The following is a 22,769-nucleotide window of genomic DNA, read 5'->3' on the forward strand; positions in this document are numbered from 1 at the left end:
GCCAACATTATAGTACAGAAATACTAAAATATTCTATAGTCCAGCATTCATCATCCATCTGCCATGTCCAAAAACCTCCTCATCGTTGAATCCCCTGGAAAAGTCAAAAAACTCAGTCAAATCCTAGGTTCAGATTGGATTGTGCGCGCCAGTTGTGGACATATTCGGGAACTGAGCAATGAAGGTGATGATTCACTAGGCTTCAGCATGGATGGTGGTAGTGTGCGATGCCACTATATCCCTCGTGATCAACGAGCCAAGGAGACGATTCAAAAACTCAAAGCCGCCGTCAAACAAGTTGATCAAGTCGTTTTGGCAACAGATCCCGATCGGGAAGGTGAAACGATCGCTTGGCATCTGAAAGAGGTGCTAGGGCTGAGAGATCCAAAACGGGTTGTTTATACGGAAATTACAGCATCAGCAGTTAGGAAGGCGATCGCGAATTCGAGAAAACTTGATTTCAATTTAGTCGGTGCAGGACTGTGCCGAGATTGTCTTGATAAATTGGTAGGTTACAAAGGCAGTCCCCTAGTTTGGGCATTAAACAACGGAGCGAAAAGCGTTGGTAGAGTCCAAAGTGCAACATTGCACCTGATTTGTCAGCGAGAGCGGGAAATTCAAACATTTGTACCCCAAGACTACTGGAATGTTTGGGTTGATTACACTGAAGGATTTCGAGCTTTTTACAAAGGCACAACCGACTCTCCCGCAAATACCCCAGAGGCAGAAGCAGAAACCCATGATGATGCGGCTGACAACAACACAAAAGTACCGGAAAGTAAACGAGTTTTATCAGAGGCAGAAGCCACAAAGTTAGTTGAATCAGCACGACAGTATGATCACCAAGTTCTGCAAGTAGAAGGCAAAACAGTTCAGCGCCAACCACCACCACCTTTTACCACCTCTACCCTTCAGCAAGCAGCCGGTTCTAAGCTGAGATTTGCTCCAGATAAAACTATGCAAGTTGCTCAAAAGCTTTATGAAGCTGGGTTAATCACATATATGCGTACCGACTCAGTAATGTTGAGTCCTGAGTTTTGTGCTAGCGCCCGTAAATGGTTGGAGCAAAATGATCCGCAGAATGTCCCACAGCAGGTAGCTAGGCATCGTAGCAGTAAATCGGCTCAAGAAGCCCATGAAGCAATTCGTCCCACAGACGTTTTTCGTCCCTCAGCCCAGTTACGGGTGGAAATTGCGGCGGATGAGTTCAATCTGTACGTGATGATTTGGAAACGCGCGATCGCTTCCCAGTGCAAAGCTGCCCAACTCCGGAAAACTCAAGTCATCACGCAATCAGGAAAGCTGTTGTGGCAAGCGAGAGGACAAGTCATAGAGTTTTATGGTTATGCGCGATACTGGAATAACCTCAGCAAAGATGCAGTTTTACCTTCTGTGCGACAGGGACAGGCGCTTACCCTAGAGAATGCTGGCCATGAAAAGAAACAAACTCAACCGCCACCACGCTACAGCGAACCTAAACTGGTACAACTAATGGAACGCAAGGGTATTGGCCGCCCTAGTACATACGCCCCCACTGTCGCCACCCTCAAAAAACGTGATTATGTGCAACTCACAAAAGACCACCTACAACCAACAACCTTGGGGTTAGAGGTTGATACCTTTTTGCAAAAAGCACTGCCAGATTTACTCCAGGCAGAATTTACCGCCAAGATGGAGGATGCCCTCGATGCGATCGCCGCAGGTAAGCAGGGGTGGCAGCAATATCTGAGTACATGGAATCAGGATTATTTCGTGCCGGCACTTGCTCAAGCTAAAACTCTAGTTGCAGACAAATCAGATGGGAGATTTACCCCACGCCAGTGGGAAATTTCTCAAACACACTGTCCTCAGTGCAACGGTTTGATGTCCAAGATTCCCAGCAGCAAAGTCAAGAAAAAATATTTTCTCAAGTGTACTAGCGGTTGTGAAAACGTCGTGCTGTTCTGGAGCGATCGCAGCAAGTCTTGGGAAGCACCCCGCACTCAAGAAAGTAAGCAAAAGCTGCCAGCTAAGATCACTTCACACCCCTGTCCTGTGTGTAAACAGCCTTTAGAAGAGTACATTTATACCAAAGATGGACAAACAAAGACGATGCTGCGATGTTCATCACCCCAATCTCGCCAGGATAAAAAACATCAAGATGTAGCTTATTTTAGTACAACGAAAGGATGGTGGAGTCCGAAGTTTGGAGAATTAAATGCAAACAACCGTTAAACTTCATTGCAAATTAAAAAGCCCAGTCAAACAACATGATAAGTTTCTATGATGTGAAGCAATAGCGTTAGAGATAGAGACAAGGAGAACATAGTGACAATGGAATCAAATTTATCCAAGGGCGCGATTCTACCAAAAGAAGATATCAGTGAATACGTTGCTCACCTACAACTTCACATGACTCTGCAAGCTCGCAATCTGGTTCCAACTCTCAAGCTACAGCAGGAAGATAGTAGAGAAGAATTGTTACATCAAACCCAAGCTACCTTTGAAAAGCTGGTTTCTCGTCAATGTCTATAATTAAGAAAAAATATAATTAACAAAAAAGCAAATAAAATAAAAGCAGATTATGTTTGGTGAACACCAAAAGTGTACTCCAAGAGTCTGCTTTTTCTAATTTTTTAGCCTTGAGTCACGAAAATCAACCTTTTGGAGCAACAGTAACCCACTCAAAGCCGTTAAGATGATGGCAGCAGTTCCTCTGACCCAGTTTTAGTTAAGGCTAAATGGCAGCCCAAATCAACATGAATTCCTTACTTCCCCAAAACCTCAGCGTTGTCATCCGGCCAGCCCAATACCGGGATCTGGACGGAATTGAACGCATATCCCAAGAGTCATTCGCCGCCTTGACTCCCAAGGGGGCCAGTGTGATCAATCAGCAAATGCAATGGTTGAGGCGCTGGTACGGCTTCCTGAAATTTTTGAGCTGGTTTCCCAATCCGCTACAATATCTGTTCTTCTCCTATGTCGCTGAACAAGGACGGATGCTTTTAGGGATGATTCAAGTTTCACCCTTCAACCGTACACGCACCACTTGGAAGGTTGATCGGGTAATGTTGGATCGGGCGGCGGATAAGCAAGGAATTGGCTCCCAACTCTTGCGCCATTGCTTCGAGTCGATTTTAGAAGCTCGGACTTGGTTATTGGAAGTTAATATCAATGATTTAGAGGCGCTGGCACTTTATCGCCGCAATGGATTTCAGCGTTTAGCAGAAATGACTTACTGGGAAATTGAGCCGGAACTGCTACAAGAACTGGCACAAGCAGAGCCAGATTTGCCTAACCTCTTACCAGTCAGCAATGCCGATGCTCAGTTACTCTATCAATTAGATACAGCATCAATGCCGCCTTTGGTGCGCCAAGTGTTTGATCGCAACACCCGCGACTTTAAAACCAGTTTGTTTGGGGCATTGACTGACGCGGTGAAACAATGGGTAACTAAAACTGAAGTCGTTAGCGGCTATGTATTTGAACCCCAACGCAAAGCTGCTATTGGTTATTTTCAGGTACAACTTGATCGTCAAGGTGAAGCTCCCCACGTCGCTAGCCTGACAGTCCACCCTGCCTATACTTGGCTATATCCAGAGTTACTTGCCCAACTAGCGCGAATTGCCCAAGATTTTCCCCAACAGGGGTTAAAACTGGCTTCTTCCGACTATCAGCCAGAAAGAGAAGAGTATTTAGAGCGGATTGGCGCAAAACGCACAGAACATACCCTGATCATGTCGCGTTCTGTATGGCACAAATTGCGAGAATCTAAATTAGTCTCCTTAGAAGGAATTCAATGGACGGACGTACTCCAAGGTTTACAGCCAGCCCGTAAACCCATACCCGGTGGTATGTCCTGGGTGCAAACCAGGCAGCAGCAACCCTCTGAGATCCCAGTACAAAGCCCATCGGAATCAGTTCACTTTAAGTGTAAAAATGGTCACATAGAACCAACTGTGTTACCTGACTCAATTGATACACAGCAGGAGAATTAGGTGCCGGAACTGGGGAGATGAGGGAGATGAGGAAGATGAGGGAGATGGGGAAGATGAGAGAGAGCAGAGGACAGAAGCTATACCTCATACCCTATGCCCCATGCCCAATAAATTATTCCGAATTGAGGGTTATTGGGGTGCGTCAGTATGAATAATTTCTTGGTACAGCTAGGTTTTCTCACACTGACGCACCCTGACATTTTGAATATTTTCTTATCTGGAAGTCCCTAATAACTAATGACAAAGTATATTTCAGCACTGGGATTGGATGTGGGGCGGAAGCGGCTTGGTGTTGCTGGGTGCGATCGCACAGGTTTGATTGCAACTGGTATAACTACTGTGGAGCGCACATCCTTTGAGCAGGATGTTCAAGAAATACGTAACATAGTTAATGAGCGCCAAGTAGAAGTGCTGATTGTTGGTTTACCCTATTCAATGGATGGCACTTTAGGGTTTCAGGCTCGCCAAATACAGAAATTTGCCACCAGACTGGCTAAAGCTCTCCAATTACCCATAGAGTATGTTGATGAGCGATTGACTTCCTTTCAAGCAGAGCAACTGATAATAGCAGAAAATCGCTCACCGTCACGTAACAAAGGTTTAATTGACCGCAAAGCAGCAGCTTTGATTCTACAGCAGTGGCTGGATATTAGACGAGCTAACGCTCTGAGTTCAGTTGTACCTGTAGAGTATTGATACCTTTGAACATGATATTCTGAAAGCTGTTACATAGCAGTTGTATCTAAGTCTGAAGCTATTTGCTTGACACCATTGGTCATTAAACAGTAAAGCGAGTTACCCAACTGCTGGTACTTATAAAGTCTCACACCTTAGCTATGTTTTCCTCTCCATTTTCTGAAGATAACGATCAAGATCGTACAGGTTCCATCATTTTGACTGATGAGAAAGGGCGAACCCTAGAATGCTACATAGAACATTCCCTTGAAACCGATGAACAAGAATATGTTTTGTTGCTTCCTGTTGATTCACCAATAGAAATTTTTGCTTGGCAAGGTGAAGACGAAGAAGAAGAAGCAATTTTAGTAGAAGATGATGCTGTCATTGATGAAATTTTTAGCACAGCCCAAGCTGTCTTAGCAGAACAAAACTTGGTGCTGAAAAATACAGCCTATGCTCTGACGGTTGCAGGCGAGTTACCGCCAGTAGAAGATTCTGAATTATTTACGCTAGAAATTGAAGACGAAGAGGCCGATTTAGAACCAGAGCAATTGCAGTTACTCACTACCTTCTATCACCACGAGCAGGAGTATGCAATTTATACACCTCTTGATCCACTGCTGTTTTTTGCCAGAATTGCCAAAGATGGTGAACCTGTTTTGCTATCACCAGAAGAGTTTCGCAAAGTGCAGCCGCTCCTAGAAGAACAACTTTTTAACCAAGTAGAATGAGATGAAAATTTTCCCATTAAAAATTAAAATGCTTCATCTTATAATTTTTAATTAAGGATGTTCAATGATATCTGCACATCTGAAAAATTATGCAAAGGGGCAAGCATTTGTGAGGACTAATAGTTGCATCTCTTTGCAATTAAGTTAATCTGGAAATCGACATATAGCAGAAGGCAATAGGCAATAGGCACTCTTGCAATAGGCAATAGTAAAATCCATGCCATGAATGAGTTTGAGCTTTTAATCCTGTCCTAATCACCTTGTCTACAGCTATAACAATGAGCAAAATGTCAAAATCTCAAGAAATACGTGGGTTTTGGCATTTTGTAGTGCTTTCCATTTATCGTAGTGTATTTCCTATTTCCTTCAGTGGTTGATTTATGACATGGAACAAGTTCTTACAGCCTGATTTGGTTTTGGGGGGTTCGGTTTTGAGCCTCACACCAGAAATAATTCAACATTACCAGCTTAAGGGGCTGGTATTAGATGTCGATGAAACCTTAGTACCGTTTACTGTAGATGCAGTTTCTCCAGAACTCAAGGATTGGGTGGAGCAAATGCGTAGTTGTACTGCATTGTGGTTAGTGAGCAATAACCTCAGCGAAGTCAGAATTGGTAGCATTGCTCGCTCTCTTAACCTGCCATATTACCTCGGTGCAGCCAAACCTTCCCGCCGCAAAATTCGCGCCGCACTCCAGGCGATGAATCTACCAGTACATCAAGTAGGGATGGTAGGCGATCGCTTGTTTACTGATGTCTTAGCTGGTAATCGTCTAGGTATGTTTACCATTTTGGTAGAACCCATTGTTCATCCTGACGCGGTTCTACGCTCTCATCCCATTCGCAACTTTGAAGTTTGGTTCTCGGAAATCTTAGGAGCTTCGATCATCTCCCAGCCAAAAAAGCTTCACAAAGATTGATCAAAAGTTAATGAATCTAAATCTAAAGAAATAATTAAAAAAAATTGGGGACAGGAAAATATCGGTGATTATAGGTATTAATAAAATGGAGTCAGCTAAAAAAAAGACTCTAAAACATAGCAAATAAATATAAATTAGTAAAGCGTCAGCCCTCAAACTATAGAAGGGTTGGCGCTTTGCAGTTTCAAGCAGAGTCAATAGTGCATAGTCCATAGTTCATAGCTTTTGTGACAATTGACTAATGACCCTTGATGAATGACCACTGACTACTAACTAATGACCAAAACAATCGTCGTCAAAATCGGTACATCTAGCCTCACTCAACCCCAAAATGGACAACTAGCACTGTCTACAATCGCTACTTTAGCAGAAACCCTGACATATTTGAGACAGCAGGGGAATCGCGTCATTTTAGTGTCCTCTGGGGCGGTAGGAGTGGGTTGTGCGCGTTTGGGTTTAACCGAACGTCCCAAAGCGATCGCGCTGAAACAGGCAGTAGCAGCAGTTGGGCAAGGGCGATTAATGCGGGTATACGATGATTTATTTACCACTTTGCAACAACCAATTGCCCAAGTATTGCTGACTCGCAGTGATTTAGTCCAGCGCAGCCGCTACCTTAATGTCTACAACACTTTTGGGGAACTACTGGGATTGGGAGTCATTCCTGTAGTCAATGAAAATGACACTGTAGCAGTAGATGAACTGAAATTTGGCGACAATGATACCCTTTCAGCATTAGTGGCTAGCCTCGTAGAAGCAGATTGGTTATTTTTACTTACCGATGTAGATAAATTATACTCAGCAGACCCCCGTGCTGTGCCTGATGCTCAACCCATTTCTTTAGTGACTAGCATGAAAGAATTGGCAGAATTACAGGTGCAAACAGGTTCTCAAGGCTCGCAATGGGGTACTGGTGGCATGGTAACAAAAATTTCGGCAGCCAGAATTGCCATTGCTGCGGGAGTGCGGACTGTGATTACCCAAGGACGATTTCCCCAAAATATCAGCAAAATTTTACAAGGGGAAGCGATTGGTACTCATTTCCAACCCCAACCAGAACCAACCTCAGCCCGTAAACGTTGGATAGCCTACGGACTGGTGCCAATGGGGAAATTATATTTAGATGCGGGAGCGATCGCCGCTATTGTGGAAGCAGGAAAATCTCTCTTGGCTGCTGGTATTAAAGCTGTCGAAGGTGAATTTGATACACAAGATGCTGTGCAGTTGTGTGACAGTAATGGACAAGAGATTGCTAGAGGATTGGTTAACTACAGCAGCAACGAGTTACAAAAAATTCGTGGGTGTCGTTCTATAGAAATTCCGGCAATTTTGGGTTATGCAGGGGCGGAAACTGTGATTCACCGGGATAATTTGGTTTTGATTTAAGGAGAAAAACGCAGAGGTGCGCTGAGGTTCACGCAAAGGTACGCTGAGTTTTAATTCGAGTTTTGTGTTGAGTGTTTGATAATTCTTGTCTCTGGGGACTTACAGAAAATAAATTATTCAATGAGTCAGAGCAAATATAATCATTGGATTTTTCCTCCCCTGCTCCCCCAGCCTCCCCTGCTCACCAAAGCGATTGTATATTTTTTTAGTTGGAAGTCCCCTGGCTCCTCTTTTCAGGTAGTCTCTGCAAAAATTGTTTATGGATTCTAATTTGTCGCTGCATCAAGTCATCGTTCATCGCATTTTAACCAGTCCTCAACGGCGAATTACGTTTGCTGAATATATGGACATGGTGCTATATCACCCTGAATATGGCTATTATTCCAGCAATACTGTCGAAATTGGGTTTAAAGGTGGTGATTTTTTCACATCGGTCAATCTTGGGGCTGACTTTGGGGAATTACTAGCAGAACAATTTACCCAGATGTGGGAGATATTGGGGCAACCAGTACCCTTTTATTTGGTAGAAATGGGTGCAGGACAAGGACTTTTGGCGGTGCATATTCTGCAATATCTTCAGCAGCACTATCCAGATTTGTTTGCAGCCTTGCAGTACATAATTGTGGAAAAATCTCCAGGCTTAAAGCAAGAACAACAGCAACGCCTGCAAAAGTTTCCTGTGCGTTGGTGTAGCTGGGAGGAGATATCATCTAACTCAATTGTGGGCTGTTTTTTCTCTAATGAGTTAGTAGATGCTTTGCCAGTACATCAGTTTATCTTAGAGTCCGGTGAACTACGAGAAATTTATGTCACTGTGGGGGGAGATGGGGAAGTGGGGGAAGATGAGGAAGTAGAACACCTCTTTTTTTCCTCCTCATCTCCCTCATCCTCCTCATCCCTATTTACAGAAATCACAGCCGAACCCTCTACACCCCAACTAGCCGAATATTTAGAATTAGTTGGCATTAACATCACTCAAGGTGATTATGAGGATGGCTACCGCAGTGAAATTAATTTAGCTGCTTTAGATTGGTTGAGTATAGTAGCAGACCGCTTGCAACGGGGCTATGTGTTAACAATTGATTATGGCTACCCTGCCAGCAGGTACTATAATCCCAGGCGATCGCAAGGAACACTACAGTGTTACTATCACCATCGTCATCACAACAACCCGTATATCAATATTGGGCGGCAAGATATCACAGCCCATGTTGACTTTACTGCCTTGGAACGATGGGGTGAGCATCGCGGTTTAGAAAAAGTCGGTTTTATTCAGCAGGGTTTGTTTTTGATGGCTTTGGGTTTAGGCGATCGGATTGCTGCCCTCTCCCATCAAAAAATCCCACTTTCGCAATTGCTGCAACGGCGTGAGTCACTACACCAATTAATTGATCCTATGGGCATGGGTAACTTTGGCGTTTTAATTCAAAGTAAGGGATTAGAGAAAAATGCTTCTCCCATCTTAAAAGGATTAACTGTACCAAATTGAAGCTAGAGACTAGAGGCAAGTAATTCTTTCTCCTCACTCCCTCATATCCTATGATCTGCCTTTCTTGGTAAAATGAAACTGATCTGTGCAAGACCAAAAATCAAAACTTTGGTAAACAGGTATAGGGGTAAGTAAAAAATTGTGTAGCGTAATTCCTGTAAAAGTCAGCCATTCATCATCAAACTTCACACCCAAAGATGAAAAAGGAATATACCCTAATCCCCATTTCCCACTCCTTACTCTCTTTATTTCTGCCAGTGTAAAAAGTTAAAACTCTCTTTAAGAATGCTGTATCCGCTCGATATGGACTAGCATAGCAGTGATTCCTATAAAGTCGAGCATTCGAGTGGAGTAATAATTATGACTGCTCATGACCTGTTAATGCTAGTAACACTACTGAGTCCCGGTATCTTGCTATCAGTTTTGATTATGGCGAGTTTTGCCGCAGGTGGCTGATTGTTAGATCCGGGTATAGGGAGTAGAGAACTTGGTGAACTATCAATTTCCTACTCCCTGATTTACCATCAAAAGATGGAAAAACGATGTCTACAACGCGCTACGCCTACGCTGTACTAAAGGAACGTAAACAATGAAGGTGGCATTTCTGGGAACTGGACTCATGGGACTACCAATGGCCCAAAGATTGTTAGCAGCAAATATAGAGGTAGTTGCCTACAACCGCACCCCAGAAAAACTAGCACCCTTGCAAGCAGCTGGTGCGGAAGTTGTTACACACCCCCGCTATGCCATTCGGGATGCTGAGTGCGTCATTCTTATGCTGACTAATGCCGCCGCCATCTATCATGTATTGCTTTCAGATACTTCTTGGCGCACCCTAGCAGGGCGGACGATTATCCAAATGGGAACAATTACCCCTACCCAAAGCCAAGAAATTCGAGATTCTGTAGTTGGTGGCGGTGGTGAATATATGGAAGCACCCGTATTGGGTAGTATCCCCGAAGCTAAAGCAGGTGAGCTAAAGGTGATGGTAGGTGCTAAACCCGAACAGTATCAACGTTACTTAGATTTACTCAAAAACTTTGATCCAGAACCAGTCTTAATCGGGCCAGTTGGAACTGCCTCGGCGCTGAAATTAGCCTTAAATCAACTAATTGCATCTTTAACTACTAGCTTTGCCCTGAGCTTGGCTTTTGTACAGCGTCAGGGTGTTGATGTGGACTTGTTTATGCAAGTCTTACGCGACAGTGCGCTTTATGCACCTACCTTTGACAAAAAGCTGTCAAGGATGTTAGCTGATGACTACAGCCAGCCGAATTTTCCCACCAAGCACCTACTGAAAGATACAGATTTGTTTATTTCCGAAGCCCAATCTCTAGGTTTGGATCTCAGCACTATTGAAACTGTACAGAAAATTTTGCAAACAGCAATGAAAATGTCATTTGCAAATGATGATTACTCGTCCCTATTTTCTGTAATTAAAGATTGGGGAGAGATGAGTGGAGGGTAGGAAGAAGCAGAGAGAAGTCTGAGCGGAGGCTTCCTCCGATCAGAACTTCCCTGCGGGACGCTACGCGAACGGAGGGAGCAGGAGGAAAAACTAATTAATGACTAAAGCAAAGGTAACAAGATTTCAAATTTCGTCCCCACACCTTGTTGAGAACTGAAATTGAGTTTACCTCCATGTCTGGCTGTGATAATTCGATAACTAACGGCTAAACTTGTCTCTTTATCGGCTCTTTTTTCGACGGAGAAAGTTTCTAGCATTTGTTTTTGTAAATCCTCAGCAATTCCTGGTCCATTATCAATAATACAAATTGAAACCCAACGGGAATCTATTTTATCTGTTCCTTTGGCGGGTTGAGAAATAACTTCTGTAGTAATTTCAATCGTTGATTTCTTGGTATTTGTACTGTTTTTTGGTTGTAATTGTTGTCGCACTGCTTCATCTAGTAAACTATCTACAGATTGACTTAAAATATTCATGAAAACTTGGTTTAACTGTCCCATAAAGCAAGACACTGGCGGGATTTTACCATAGTTTTTAATAATGGTAATTTCTCCTTTTAAACGGCTTTTAATTAAAATCACAATACTATCAATACAAGCGTGTAAGTCTACTGGCTTAGGATAAACTGCATCAATATGACAAAAATTTTGTAAGCTGGTGACAAGTTTTTTTAATCGCTCTGCTCCAGTACGGGCGCTAGTTATAGCTTTAGATAAATCCTGTTCTAAATAATCAAATTCTATTTCTTCTTTGAGAGAGCCAATCATCTCAGAACCTTGAGGAGAAATATTTTCGTAAGCTGCTATCAGTTTGAGTAAATCTTGGCTGTAACTAGAAATATGTGTTAAGTTACCCCAAATAAAACCTACCGGATCTAAAATTTCGTGGGCTACCCCATCTACTAACCTGCCCAAGCTAGCCATTTTATCATTTTGAATCATTTGGGCTTGGCTGCGTTCATAGCGCACTTGAGTTTCTATGCCACGAATTTGCCAAGCTGCAATATTTAGTTCATGGGTATCTAATAATTTGTAGATATTATCTGCTGTTTGAACTACAATTGGTTCTGCTAAAAATTCAGGCGATCGCCTCAGATTATGGTGCATCGCTGTTAAGATAGGCGTTGTCTCAGGTAGCAACAAAATCGCTGTCCGGGCGTAACTGTAGAGAACATCAAGGGGTTCTTTGGTAAATAAATCTTGTCCGTAGGGACGGATCAAGAACTCTAGGAGTCGTCGCCGGGAAATCATCCCCATGAAATTACCCTGTTCCACTAAAATAACCCCAGGCAGTAAGGGATATTTGTCAAAATACTTAGCTACTTCTGCACCGATGCAGCTAACTTCCACCTGAAAAGTGTACATGGGTAGTTCTAGTAGGGTGGAATCTAAACTGAGATCGCGATCGCTACCCACGGATAACACGGGTGAAGATATTTGGTAACAAAACTCTTGTGACACGGTAGACTTAGATGTTGATTAACGCTGGCAAAGAATAGGCTAATATTTTAGCGGCTATAGTTAATGCTCATATTACAGGCAGTCCTAATGAATTTTATTTCATAGACAGGTATGAAAGAGAGGCTAGCTACTTATCACTCACCGCTCATCACTCATCACGCTCAATTCAGGGAAATCACCCATAGATAAATTCCGAAGAGTTTTCGCAAAAATACTTAAACATAATTGGCAAGTTTTTTCCAGATTGGCCTTGCAGTTTGAGAGTTTTTATAGTAGAAATTCAACCAAACCTCAAATTTGATTGACCTATAACTAGCTAAAATCATCGATATTAACAACTCACAGCGATCCCCAAATGTTTAAAGACTATGAATCCTTGATGAAAATGCCCAGAAGTTAACACACTTAAGACTCAATTTGCAGTAAGTATAAATATTAGGTAATAAAACGTTATCTAGTTAGATGGTTAATCAGCAAATTTGGAACTATTCTAGAGGTTCACCAATCTTAGGTAAGGTTATCGCTAGTAAATCCACGTAAATATAAATAACCATTAACCGCGAGAAAATGCCAATAGTGCTTCAGGGTAACACTAAGATGAATATCAACATCTATGTTTTGAATATGTTGCATCCCACCTAAATTGTGTTTGATCCCCATTCCGATAGAATGACTAGGCATAAACTAAAAAATCCAAACCGCTTTTGACTGCAACACCCATGAATCAACTGAACAATGGTTTCACTATATTTTTGAGTCTGCTAGTCGAGGCGATGCCTTTTTTGCTGATAGGGGTATTATTCTCTAGTTTGCTGCTATTTTTTGTAGATGAGCGTAAATTAGTAGAAAAAATGCCCAAAAACCCTGTTTTGGGAGCTTTAGTTGGCAGTCTGGTTGGCTTTTTGTTTCCAGTGTGTGAGTGTGGCAACGTACCAGTAGCTAGGCGCTTGCTGATGCAAGGAGTACCCACACCTGTAGCAGTTGGTTTTCTACTAGCAGCACCAACCATCAACCCGATTGTCATTTGGGCTACGTGGACAGCATTTCGAGATCAGCCAGAAATAGTTGTTCTACGAGTAGTATTTTCTCTGTTAATTGCTACTATTATTGGTTTTGTTTTCAGTTTTCAAACAGACTTACAGCCCATAGTTCAACCAGCGATCGCCCGATATTTGAAATTTAATTCCCCCCCCAAACCTGAAACAAAACGCCGGGGCAAATTGCCACCAGGACAGCAAGCCACGAATACACCAAATATTTTACGTTCTGGGACTTATATTTTGGGCGGTAGAGCCGGGATAACCACAAGGTTAGATGCTAATTTAACCCCAGACAATGAAGTTGCCAGTAGCGCCAATAAACCAACAGCAGACAAACTCCGACTAGCCCTAGATAACGCCATCCAAGAGTTGCGGGAATTAGGCGGAGTGATGGTGTTAGGAAGTGCGATCGCGGCGGCAATTCAAGTCCTAGCACCCCGCGATTTGATCCTCAGTCTCGGCGCTGGTCCCATTAGCTCCATTTTAGTGATGCTAGTGTTAGCCGCAGTCGTATCAATTTGTTCCACAGTCGATTCCTTTTTTGCCCTATCTTTCGCCTCGACTTTCAGTAGTGGTTCGTTAGTAGCATTTCTCGTATTTGGGCCGATGATTGACATCAAAAGCGTTGGCTTGATGTTATCCATGTTCAAACCCAAAACTATCTTCTACCTCTTCGCCCTAGCAGGACAACTAACATTTTTGTTCACCCTGTTCGTTAACTTGCACGTATTTTGACATGGGGACTGGGGAGATGTAGCTTTAGCTTGTCTTACGATGGCGTAAGCCTACCCGTAGGGTGGGAAACAAGGAAGCCTGCTCCCGTGCTTTAAGTCCTCCTCTCCCAATAACGGCGGTTGCTACAAGTCGGGACGCAATGCCTCTCCAATGCCCATTGACTAATGACTAATGACTAATGACTAAATCTCAAACCCCAAATCGTTTAATGCCCTGGTTGGATGTCTTAGCAATCACAGCTTGGGGCGTGTTGATGTTGAGATATTGGCTAACTGGCAAGCTGTACTTGTTGATTCACCCGAACTTCTTTGGATTAGTGGTAGCAGGTGGTATAGCTTTGATTGCCATCGGTTTATTGAAAGCCCAGGAACTGTGGCGACAACGACGGCGACGACGTGAAGTGGCAGCAAATCCGCAACACATTAATTTTTTTGCTCCAGGTTTTGGTAGTAGCTTGCTGTTAATTTCAGCAATTCTAGGTTTAATCATTACACCGCAAGTATTTGCTAGTGATAAAGCACTACAAAAGGGTGTGACAGACTTATTAACAACATCTCGCATTCAACCCCAATCCTTTCGCGCTTCCATACGCCCAGAAGAGCGATCGCTTGTAGACTGGGTACGCACACTCAGTGTCTATCCTGAACCAGACGCATATACTGGTCAAAAAGTCAAAGTACAAGGATTCGTCATCCACCCACCAGACATTGGCAAAGAGTATATATTTTTAGCCAGATTTGTCCTGACTTGTTGTGCCGCAGATGCTTATCCGATAGGATTACCCGTCAAACTCACTAATGAACAAGAAAGATATTCTCCTGACACTTGGCTAGAAATAGAAGGGCAAATGGTTACAGAAACCTTAAATGGTAAACGTCAACTTACCATTGCCGCTAAATCTCTCAAAAAGATTCCCCAGCCAAAGAATCCCTACAGTTATTAGATGGGGGAGACAAGGGAGTAGAGAAATCACTATTGACATTGACTAATGACTACTAAAGCATTTCTCCAACCATTAGATCGTGTAGCGATCGCCTTCATGTTGCTGCTGAGTATAATGATTGGCTTCCTGATTTTGCAAGGCGATGTTGTCGCGGCTCGTGTGCGAGATTTTAGTTGGCAAAATCAACAAATTGGAGCAGAAGATATCTCTTTTACCTTCACCTTTAGCCGTCCAATGGATGCTAAAAGTGTTGAGGATAACTTAAAAATTGAGCCACCTTTAGCGGGGAAATTCAGTTGGGTAGGGCGACGGATGGTCTATACTCTGTTGACACCAGCCCCCTATGGTGCGAATTATACAGTGCAGTTACAGGATGCAAAAGATAAGTTTTCCCAAAAAGAAGGCTCAAACCGAGTTATAGAACCGTTTATAGGCCAATTCCGCACACGCGATCGCGTCCTCCTGTACATAGGAGCCGAACAACAAGACAAGGGGCGCTTAGTTCTCTATAACTTGACTAAAGAACAAAAAACGTTACTTACCCCTAAAGATTTGGTAGTCATGGACTTTAAACCATTTCCGAATGGGGAAAAAATTCTCTTCTCGGCTCGTGCTAGCAATAACCAAGATTTACTCTCAGCGCAACTCTATACTGTCACTACAGGAATTGCTGCCAAAATTGACACCCCAACAGCCGCAGCAGGTAAAGTTGACTTAGTTTTAGATAATAAAGACTATCAAAATCTCAAATTTGACTTGTCACCCGATGGTCAAACCATTGTTGTACAACGGGGTAATAGAAATAATCCCAGCGACTTTGGACTATGGTTTATGCCAGCCAGCAACCAACCTGGTGAAAGACCGAAACCTCAACGTGTGCAAAGCCAGCCAGGAGGAGACTTTTTAATTACTCCCGATAGCAAAGCCGTAGCCGTAGCCCAAGGACAAGGTGCAGCCATTCTTCCTCTACAACAAGATGCCAGCAAACCCCTAGATTTTCTACCACAGTTTGGTCTGGTGCAGGCATTCTCTAAAGATGGCTCTCAAGCTGCAATGGTCAAGTTTAATACAGATTTTACACGGGATTTATTTTTAGTCACAAACCAAGGTACACAGAAGCCTTTGTTAAAAACCACAGGCTCTATTCTTAACTGCCAGTTCGATCCTGCTACACCTACGCTCTACTGCTTGTTGACACAACTTGTCTCTCAAACAGAGTACATAGAACAACCCTACTTAGTGGCAATTGACCTCAAAACTCAACAGCAGAAACCATTGTTGGTGTTACCTGTAGAACAAAGAAATGTGCAGATGAGTCTAGCGCCCGATGGCTTGGCCTTGCTATTTGACCAAGTGGTTCCCCAAGCTAATCCTACTGCACCATCCGCCAACAACTTGAAAACCGACGATGGCGAGGCGATCGCTACCAGTAGTCTGTGGTTAATGCCCTTACTACCCATTTCTGACTCTGCTATTAGCACCATCAAACCGGAAAAGCTACCTTTAGTTGGATTTCATCCCCGGTGGTTGCCATAAAAAAAGTTTAAAGTTCAATAGTAAAAGGCAAAATTATTTTGAATTTTTGCCTTTTTTATTGTTTTTATGCAATATGTATTTGATAAATTAGATACAGCGATAGTGTCTCTCCCAAGTGTGAATTTCTACCAGCGAGCTACTACCATATAACTGTTTACAACAGGCAAACCAGCATTCACCTAATATTAAGTATCTGTACTGCTGTTTATATATCTGTAGCATTTAAACTCAAAACCCCCGCCATATCTCAGGTTGACGGGGGGTAAGTTCATAATGTTATAACGGCATCAGTTAGTAATGCAGAATGGGGAACACTAATTAATGACTAATCACAATCACTCATCCTAGGGGAAAGTCTCACTTGGCTTCAAAATCAACCCCTAAGCCGTTGATAGGCAGTGCTTAACGATAGCAATGCCAAATATTTTTAAGTGGGTGGTTCAAGAGTGATAAATGAAGCTGACACCTCAAACTACAGGGCTGTGATGGAATCTTTTAATTCTTCTGATAATTCACTACAACCACAACAGACTATCTGTCCCTTCTATACAGTTGTACCTGCGGAAAATCCAACAGTTGCTAACTTGCCACTCCTCAAGCCAGCAGCAGATGAACAGTATCATACACAAGTTTCTGATGCTACCCAAGATACGACCAATCAACAAGATTGGGTTGTAGAACCTGATAGCTCTAAACAAACCCAAGTTAATGACGAATTTCAAAAGCTGCTCGCACTCAATGCAGAATTACAGGCTGCGAATAACGAATTATATCAGCAAGTAGAACATCTTAAAGATGATTTAGCTGAGTCAGAAAAGTCTTTACAGTGGCAGAAAACACGCTATAGCGTCACTGAGTCAATGCTTAATCAGCAAACTCAGGAACTATCTGCTGCCCAAGAACAGATTCAATCCCTATTCCAACAGTTAGAGACTACTACCCAAACTGTACAGCGTCAAGAAATTCTTATTGAAAGTTATAAAGCACAATTACAAATTAGCCAACAGCGCATTGCTCAGTTAGAGCGCGAATGCGCCTTATTACAAACTAACTATAACGAACAATCTCAACAGATCATACAGTCGGAAAATGCTTGTCGGGAGCTACGTACTAGGTTGATGCGACAACAACGCCAAACCTTACAATTTAAAGCAGCCCTAGAAAAATGTTTAGATACATCTATTCCTAGCGACGATTCCTCAGACTCATCTGCTAATAGTTTCTCAGAGAAAACCAGCTACAAAACCCGATTTACTAAAAAAGCTCGCTCTTTGTTCCCCAACGCCCAGCCCATTAAACCTTGGACAGCAGAACCAGAAGCAGAATCCCCAGAACCAAATCATCCTCCTTTATGGAGTGAACCATCAGCACCCACTCCATTTAGCAGTCATTACACCGCTCCCCATCCCGCCAGTCCCCCCTCTCCGTCCCTCTGGAACTTGCCAGTCAAGGATCAGGAAGAACCACCCACCCCTGCACAGCCAACTGAGTCAACAGCAGTAATAGATGAGACTCCGATTACACCAGAAGAGGGTGCATCTGTGAGTCCATCCTCAGAATTAGATCAGCAAATAGATAGCTTGATTCAAATGTTTTTTGCTTCTCAGTCGGAGTCGGTAGCATCAGCAACACATATATCCGAGCGGAATTTAAACCAAAATTCAGTCGAGATACCCATCTTCAAAACCGGGGCTACCGATGGAGCAGAGGATGAAACACCAGACACCAAACTAGAAGAGCCATCAGAACCATTAGTAGAAATCAGTCCGGACACAAGCACAACCTTATCATTCACTTTGTTTCCCAGTGAAAAAACTACTGAGGCACCCAAGAATCATGTTTTAGAAGACACAGAGATGAATGAAGTGGAATCATCATTGACTGATTTACCCCCTGATGTATTAAACGGATCTGCTGAGGATACCCAATCACCTTCACCGGTGGTTTATCCCCAGCGTTCACCCAAGAAACGTAAATCGTTAGCCTCAGTAGAACTACCGAATTTTAATAAGCCAAATGGTCAATAGTTATAACTATTGACTGTTGACTATTGCCTAATTCAGAACTTTCGCTTCTGGTTTTTGTATGATTTCTGCTGCGTGGACATTTGCTATTTGATGGGGCGATCGCGGTTTGCCTGTGGTGATAGCGTAATTAATGGCTAATAGTCTTAACCACAAGGCTGGGTACCGACTTTCTAGCCAAGGTTTACTCCCCATTAACCAGCGTGAAAACCATGTACTCAGTAAGGTGCTGACTAGGGCATGACGACCAAAATTAAGATAATTCCCTAACCATCGCAGTAAATCTTTAGAACCAGCCATTTCCCAAATCCACCACAACAAAGCCGGATTTTTGCGAGCTGCTTTGAGTGCTAGGCGGTTAAAAGTAAACCAATCACACCTATCTTTGATGAAGTTATCGGCCACATCCAAGGGTTCATCTGCCAATAAGCCAAAGAAGGTATTCAGCATGGAGTTGATGCGCTGGGGAGGTAAAAATTTCCCGGTAGGAACCATCATCCCTTTAGAAAATAGCCAAGTGACAGACACATTGCTTTGATAAGCGCGGATGCGGTTCAAGTGGCGAAAACTTAATAAGTCATGTTTGAGAGCTACATCTAACAAGGTAGTTAAACGCTCTAAGTTGCGAACCAGAGAACCAAAACCAGTGAAGACTAGGGGAGACTGCAAAGATGCAGCATCACCAATAGCAATTAATCGATCAAAAGCCACCTGGCGATCGCTCTCACTCATACTAAAATGTCCTGGTATGTAGCCAAATGTCGGCTTTTTCCACACCAACTGTTCCAGATCACAACGCCGATACTCTGGCAAAATTGTGAAGAAGTCTTCATACATCTCCAACAAAGAACCAGGATTTTCGGGATTGACTTGATGGTAATGAAATAAATAAATCGTCAGTTCTTTACCTGCACCGGGAAATAATTCCCAAATCAACTGTCTACCCCGTGAAATATCGCCGTGGCTGTAAAGTACGTCCCCATACTGGGAATCCCACACTTCCGGCGCAAATCCTCCATCAACAACAGCTCCCACTGTGGGACAAACACTATCAAAAGCCCGCCCACCGTTTAATTGCCAAGCAATCGGGGAGGCTGTTCCCATCGCGTCTACCAAAAGTCGCCCACTCACTTGTTGTTCTGTTTGAGTGGGTAAATGCTTCAGGGTGACAACAACTTGAGACTCATCAATATCTGCACGCAAAAATTCCGTCTCATCCCAAATTTCCCCACCTGCTGCTTTGAGCTTTTCGCCGCACATTTGCAGCCATTTATCGGAGTCTAAGGCTAAATTTAGCACTGTCGGTGTGTGCAGAATAGGCGATCGCAATTTGGCTGGGTTATTGCCATCAAAAAACTTATTAAATCCGTCTTTGTACTCCCTAGCAATAATCGTTTCTAACTCGGCTGGTGTCACTAAACCCAAGTTAACTAAACTTTGAATTTCATCACGGGAAATATTCCACTCACGGTTCATCCTCCCAAAAGGCAGACGTTCCACCAGTAGCACCTTGTACCCCAACTTCGCCATCACCGCCGCATGAATTGCCCCCAGTGCGCCACCGATATATATCAAGTCATACTGATGACTAGACTGTGCTTTTTCCCAGTCTCCAGTCCCCAGTTCCCCATCCCTATTACGTGAAAACACCACCTGACGCGGCTGCTGTGGATTCTTCACTCCTTCGCGCCATCTTTGTTCCCACCAATAAGCACGCTTGAGATCATATTCTCCATTAGGCATTTTTTGGAAATATTTGACCGTCAGAGGATAGTAGGGAGCTAAGGCTGCAAAAATTGATTGCCGCGATAAATCAATTGCTGGTGGTTCTGGGTATTGATGGGGGAACCGCTTTCTAATTTCCGTTTTTAAGCGTTGTAGGAGTTCTTTCTCTTGGGGAAGTGTTTCGTCTGCCCACCGAAAAACCTTAAGATAAGTAGTTCTCTGGACAGACCAAACAAATACAGAAATTTCTTTCGGTAATTTTTCGGAAAAATTTGCCCCACCTGTTGTATATTTACTAGATAATTTCAGGCGGAATCCATCTGGAGTCAGTATTTTCTCCCAATTTTCTGGGTTAAAGTCTGCTTGCAGCCAACTGCGTACAGTTGCCGTGTCCGGAATCGGAACTTCGAGATAAAGGATTTCTTTCATGTTTTTCTAACATCTCCGCTCAATCTACTCTTTCAGGCAGATATGTGAAAGGCATCAAGTACGCTAAACTCCGCCCTATCGCTTTCAATAAAGATTCGGTAAAGAAATTTTAATAATTTGTCAAATTTTGTTACCCATTTTGTAAATTTATAAACCCACGCCATGAATTATCCCATTCCAGACAGTCCTCAAGACATTTTTGCTTTAAAACAACAGCGAGTAGATGAAGAATTAGTTGCCTCCGCGATCGCTGGAGTAATTAAAATCGTGCGTTCCCAAGGGCAATCATTAGAAGATTTAACCGCGCAAGTGCTAGCTGATGATCCAGTGCTGGATCAGCAACAACGACGCTGGCTGAGTCAATTGGTGAGCCAAGCTTGGGAAATTGTTACTTAGAAGGTTCGGTGACAGGAGGTTAGTGTTTGTAACTGAGTAATCTTGTCACCTGTCACCCCTAAAGGGGTTCACCACTTGCTATATGCCAGGGAACCATGCACGGCAGTTGCTCACCTGTCACCTGTCACCTGTCACCTCTAACCTCCTGCCCCCTGCCCCCTGCCTCCTGACTTCCTGAAAGTGCAATAACAACCCATACTCCAAACCCTCTACAACTGCCTGATAGGAAGCTGCCAAGATATTTGTTGAAACTCCTACAGTTGTCCAGCGTTGAAAACCATTACCTGATTCCACCAGTGCGCGAGTTTTGGAAGCTGTACCGCGATGTCCGTTGAGAATTCGCACTTTGTAATCAGTCAACTCAAAATTAGCCAGTTGAGGATAAAAATTGAGCAGAGCTTTGCGTAAAGCGGCATCCAAGGCAGCCACAGGGCCATTACCTTCAGCAGCTTCTAGTTTATTTTCACCATTAACAGCTACTTTCACTGTGGCTAAGGCATTACTAGATTCTCTCCCTTCCACTAAGTCACAGTGAACTTGAAACCCTTTGATTTCAAAAAACTTTTGGCGTTCCCCCAAAGCTTCATACATCAACAGGGCAAAACTCGCCTCAGCCGCCTCAAATTGATACCCTTCACTTTCCAATTCTTTGAGACGCTGGAGAATTTCCTTAGCCTTGGGATTGTGCTTATCGAGTTCAATCCCCAAAGTACGGGCTTTAGCTAAAACATTACTCATGCCAGATTGTTCTGAAATCACAATGCGGCGGCGGTTTCCCACTTGTTCAGGTTGAATATGTTCATAGGTGAGAGGATTACGTTCCACCGCCGAGACATGAATACCGCCTTTGTGGGCAAAAGCCGAACTACCCACAAAAGGAGCGTGTTCATCAGGGGCTAAGTTCACCACCTCACTGACAAAACGACTAGCTTCTGTGACTTGACTGAGCTGGTGTTGTGTGATACAGCTATAACCTAGTTTTAGTTGTAAATTAGGAATTAGTGAACATAGGTTAGCATTACCGCAACGTTCACCATAACCATTAATTGTGCCTTGCACCATTCTTGCCCCTGCCATAACTGCTGCCAGGGCATTGGCTACAGCTGTATCTGAATCATTATGAGTATGAATACCGATTTGGGGAATTGGGAATTGGGAATTGGGCATGGTATTTTTCTCCCCTGCTCCCCTACTTACCCAGTCCCCAGTCGCCTGAACCACATCTTGAACTATTTGACTAACTTCGTGAGGTAAAGTACCCCCATTAGTGTCACAGAGAACTAGCCACTCAGCACCAGCTGTCATTGCTGTCTCTAACGTTTTGAGAGCATAATCACGATTTTGTTTGTAGCCATCAAACCAGTGTTCAGCATCGTAAATGACGCGCCGCCCTTGAGAGCGAAAAAACTCGATAGTATCGCGGATCATCGCCAAATTTTCATCTAAAGTTGTCTTTAAACCTGATGTGACGTGTAAATCCCACGATTTGCCAAAGATTGTTACCCAAAGAGTACCCGCAGTCAAAATTGCTTGCAACATTGGTTCATTGGCAGCAGTAGTATGAGGACGACGCGTGGAACAAAATGCAACAATTTCTGCTTGTTTGAGCGGATTTTCTTTGAGTTGCCAGAAAAACTGAACATCCTTCGGATTGGCTCCAGGCCATCCACCCTCAATGAAAGGAATCCCTAATTGATCGAGTCTGTGGGCAATGCGTAGCTTGTCTTCTATGGAAACTGATAATCCTTCTCGCTGAGTGCCATCCCTGAGTGTGGTGTCATAAAGCCAAATATGGGGTGAGGGATTTGTGGTCATAAGTAAAACTTTGGATA

General features: G+C 43.3%; 18 protein-coding genes. 14 read left to right on the top strand and 4 right to left on the bottom strand.

Features of this window, described 5'->3' with window-relative positions; genetic code table 11:
• The first annotated feature begins 63 nt into the window (after window positions 1-63).
• The 9 genes from topA to NOS7524_RS21275 all read left to right on the top strand — a co-directional run bounded on the left by topA (window position 64) and on the right by NOS7524_RS21275 (window position 10,649).
• Window positions 64-2,214, top strand: coding sequence for a type I DNA topoisomerase (topA, locus tag NOS7524_RS21230; protein WP_015140537.1), 2,151 nt, complete (start codon window positions 64-66; stop codon window positions 2,212-2,214).
• Window positions 2,215-2,313: 99 nt separating this feature from the next.
• Complete coding sequence (locus NOS7524_RS21235) at window positions 2,314-2,514, top strand: hypothetical protein (protein WP_015140538.1); 201 nt, start codon at window positions 2,314-2,316, stop codon at window positions 2,512-2,514.
• 206 nt (window positions 2,515-2,720) lie between these two features.
• Entirely contained in the window at window positions 2,721-3,977 is a 1,257-nt protein-coding gene (locus NOS7524_RS21240; RefSeq protein WP_015140539.1) for a GNAT family N-acetyltransferase, read from the top strand.
• A 237-nt stretch (window positions 3,978-4,214) separates the two neighbouring features.
• On the top strand, window positions 4,215-4,673 hold the full coding sequence (ruvX, locus tag NOS7524_RS21245; RefSeq protein WP_015140540.1) for a Holliday junction resolvase RuvX: 459 nt from the start codon (window positions 4,215-4,217) through the stop codon (window positions 4,671-4,673).
• Between the two features lie 140 nt (window positions 4,674-4,813).
• Entirely contained in the window at window positions 4,814-5,386 is a 573-nt protein-coding gene (locus NOS7524_RS21250; protein WP_015140541.1) for a DUF3727 domain-containing protein, read from the top strand.
• 380 nt (window positions 5,387-5,766) lie between these two features.
• Complete coding sequence (locus NOS7524_RS21255; protein WP_015140542.1) at window positions 5,767-6,306, top strand: YqeG family HAD IIIA-type phosphatase; 540 nt, start codon at window positions 5,767-5,769, stop codon at window positions 6,304-6,306.
• 276 nt (window positions 6,307-6,582) lie between these two features.
• Window positions 6,583-7,692 (top strand): glutamate 5-kinase, encoded by a 1,110-nt coding sequence (gene proB / locus NOS7524_RS21265; protein WP_015140543.1) that lies wholly within the window; start codon window positions 6,583-6,585, stop codon window positions 7,690-7,692.
• 259 nt (window positions 7,693-7,951) lie between these two features.
• On the top strand, window positions 7,952-9,181 hold the full coding sequence (locus tag NOS7524_RS21270) for a class I SAM-dependent methyltransferase (protein ID WP_015140544.1): 1,230 nt from the start codon (window positions 7,952-7,954) through the stop codon (window positions 9,179-9,181).
• A 589-nt stretch (window positions 9,182-9,770) separates the two neighbouring features.
• Window positions 9,771-10,649: an NAD(P)-dependent oxidoreductase gene (locus tag NOS7524_RS21275; protein WP_015140546.1), complete on the top strand. Its 879-nt coding sequence runs from the start codon at window positions 9,771-9,773 to the stop codon at window positions 10,647-10,649.
• A 101-nt stretch (window positions 10,650-10,750) separates the two neighbouring features.
• Here the strand turns inward: NOS7524_RS21275 and NOS7524_RS21280 are convergent, their stop codons facing one another.
• A complete protein-coding gene (locus tag NOS7524_RS21280) occupies window positions 10,751-12,109 on the bottom strand; it encodes a sensor histidine kinase (RefSeq protein ID WP_041555409.1) in 1,359 nt (452 codons plus the stop codon).
• A gap of 507 nt (window positions 12,110-12,616) precedes the next feature.
• The gene (locus NOS7524_RS30235) at window positions 12,617-12,790 is read right to left on the bottom strand and encodes a hypothetical protein (RefSeq protein ID WP_015140548.1); all 174 of its coding nucleotides are present in this window, start codon (window positions 12,788-12,790) and stop codon (window positions 12,617-12,619) included.
• A gap of 38 nt (window positions 12,791-12,828) precedes the next feature.
• Here NOS7524_RS30235 and NOS7524_RS21285 point away from each other — a divergent pair, with 38 nt between their 5' ends.
• From NOS7524_RS21285 to NOS7524_RS21300, 4 genes are all read left to right on the top strand, one after another.
• Window positions 12,829-13,884: a permease gene (locus tag NOS7524_RS21285; RefSeq protein WP_015140549.1), complete on the top strand. Its 1,056-nt coding sequence runs from the start codon at window positions 12,829-12,831 to the stop codon at window positions 13,882-13,884.
• A 178-nt stretch (window positions 13,885-14,062) separates the two neighbouring features.
• Window positions 14,063-14,827: a TIGR03943 family putative permease subunit gene (locus NOS7524_RS21290; RefSeq protein WP_015140550.1), complete on the top strand. Its 765-nt coding sequence runs from the start codon at window positions 14,063-14,065 to the stop codon at window positions 14,825-14,827.
• 45 nt (window positions 14,828-14,872) lie between these two features.
• Entirely contained in the window at window positions 14,873-16,363 is a 1,491-nt protein-coding gene (locus tag NOS7524_RS21295; RefSeq protein WP_015140551.1) for a hypothetical protein, read from the top strand.
• A 485-nt stretch (window positions 16,364-16,848) separates the two neighbouring features.
• A complete protein-coding gene (locus tag NOS7524_RS21300; RefSeq protein ID WP_015140552.1) occupies window positions 16,849-18,390 on the top strand; it encodes a hypothetical protein in 1,542 nt (513 codons plus the stop codon).
• Between the two features lie 27 nt (window positions 18,391-18,417).
• On the opposite strand, the gene NOS7524_RS21305 is transcribed toward NOS7524_RS21300, so the two are convergent.
• The gene (locus tag NOS7524_RS21305; protein ID WP_015140553.1) at window positions 18,418-20,541 is read right to left on the bottom strand and encodes an NAD(P)/FAD-dependent oxidoreductase; all 2,124 of its coding nucleotides are present in this window, start codon (window positions 20,539-20,541) and stop codon (window positions 18,418-18,420) included.
• Between the two features lie 162 nt (window positions 20,542-20,703).
• On the opposite strand from NOS7524_RS21305, the gene NOS7524_RS21310 reads away from it, so the two are divergent.
• Complete coding sequence (locus tag NOS7524_RS21310) at window positions 20,704-20,937, top strand: hypothetical protein (protein WP_015140554.1); 234 nt, start codon at window positions 20,704-20,706, stop codon at window positions 20,935-20,937.
• A 117-nt stretch (window positions 20,938-21,054) separates the two neighbouring features.
• On the opposite strand, the gene cimA is transcribed toward NOS7524_RS21310, so the two are convergent.
• Complete coding sequence (gene cimA, locus NOS7524_RS21315; protein WP_015140555.1) at window positions 21,055-22,752, bottom strand: citramalate synthase; 1,698 nt, start codon at window positions 22,750-22,752, stop codon at window positions 21,055-21,057.
• Window positions 22,753-22,769: the final 17 nt, after the last annotated feature.

Origin of the sequence: Nostoc sp. PCC 7524, from assembly GCF_000316645.1 — a bacterium.
In the GTDB taxonomy this organism is placed as follows: Bacteria; Cyanobacteriota; Cyanobacteriia; order Cyanobacteriales; family Nostocaceae; genus Trichormus.

What these genes read in the sequence shown, in the direction of transcription:
- topA (WP_015140537.1), top strand. Translation starts at nt 64, where the DNA reads ATGTCCAAAAACCTCCTCATCGTTGAATCCCCTGGAAAAGTCAAAAAA.
- NOS7524_RS21235 (WP_015140538.1), top strand. Translation starts at nt 2,314, where the DNA reads ATGGAATCAAATTTATCCAAGGGCGCGATTCTACCAAAAGAAGATATC.
- NOS7524_RS21240 (WP_015140539.1), top strand. Translation starts at nt 2,721, where the DNA reads ATGGCAGCCCAAATCAACATGAATTCCTTACTTCCCCAAAACCTCAGC.
- ruvX (WP_015140540.1), top strand. Translation starts at nt 4,215, where the DNA reads ATGACAAAGTATATTTCAGCACTGGGATTGGATGTGGGGCGGAAGCGG.
- NOS7524_RS21250 (WP_015140541.1), top strand. Translation starts at nt 4,814, where the DNA reads ATGTTTTCCTCTCCATTTTCTGAAGATAACGATCAAGATCGTACAGGT.
- NOS7524_RS21255 (WP_015140542.1), top strand. Translation starts at nt 5,767, where the DNA reads ATGACATGGAACAAGTTCTTACAGCCTGATTTGGTTTTGGGGGGTTCG.
- proB (WP_015140543.1), top strand. Translation starts at nt 6,583, where the DNA reads ATGACCAAAACAATCGTCGTCAAAATCGGTACATCTAGCCTCACTCAA.
- NOS7524_RS21270 (WP_015140544.1), top strand. Translation starts at nt 7,952, where the DNA reads ATGGATTCTAATTTGTCGCTGCATCAAGTCATCGTTCATCGCATTTTA.
- NOS7524_RS21275 (WP_015140546.1), top strand. Translation starts at nt 9,771, where the DNA reads ATGAAGGTGGCATTTCTGGGAACTGGACTCATGGGACTACCAATGGCC.
- NOS7524_RS30235 (WP_015140548.1), bottom strand. Translation starts at nt 12,790, where the DNA reads ATGCCTAGTCATTCTATCGGAATGGGGATCAAACACAATTTAGGTGGG.
- NOS7524_RS21285 (WP_015140549.1), top strand. Translation starts at nt 12,829, where the DNA reads ATGAATCAACTGAACAATGGTTTCACTATATTTTTGAGTCTGCTAGTC.
- NOS7524_RS21290 (WP_015140550.1), top strand. Translation starts at nt 14,063, where the DNA reads ATGACTAAATCTCAAACCCCAAATCGTTTAATGCCCTGGTTGGATGTC.
- NOS7524_RS21295 (WP_015140551.1), top strand. Translation starts at nt 14,873, where the DNA reads ATGACTACTAAAGCATTTCTCCAACCATTAGATCGTGTAGCGATCGCC.
- NOS7524_RS21300 (WP_015140552.1), top strand. Translation starts at nt 16,849, where the DNA reads ATGGAATCTTTTAATTCTTCTGATAATTCACTACAACCACAACAGACT.
- NOS7524_RS21305 (WP_015140553.1), bottom strand. Translation starts at nt 20,541, where the DNA reads ATGAAAGAAATCCTTTATCTCGAAGTTCCGATTCCGGACACGGCAACT.
- NOS7524_RS21310 (WP_015140554.1), top strand. Translation starts at nt 20,704, where the DNA reads ATGAATTATCCCATTCCAGACAGTCCTCAAGACATTTTTGCTTTAAAA.
- cimA (WP_015140555.1), bottom strand. Translation starts at nt 22,752, where the DNA reads ATGACCACAAATCCCTCACCCCATATTTGGCTTTATGACACCACACTC.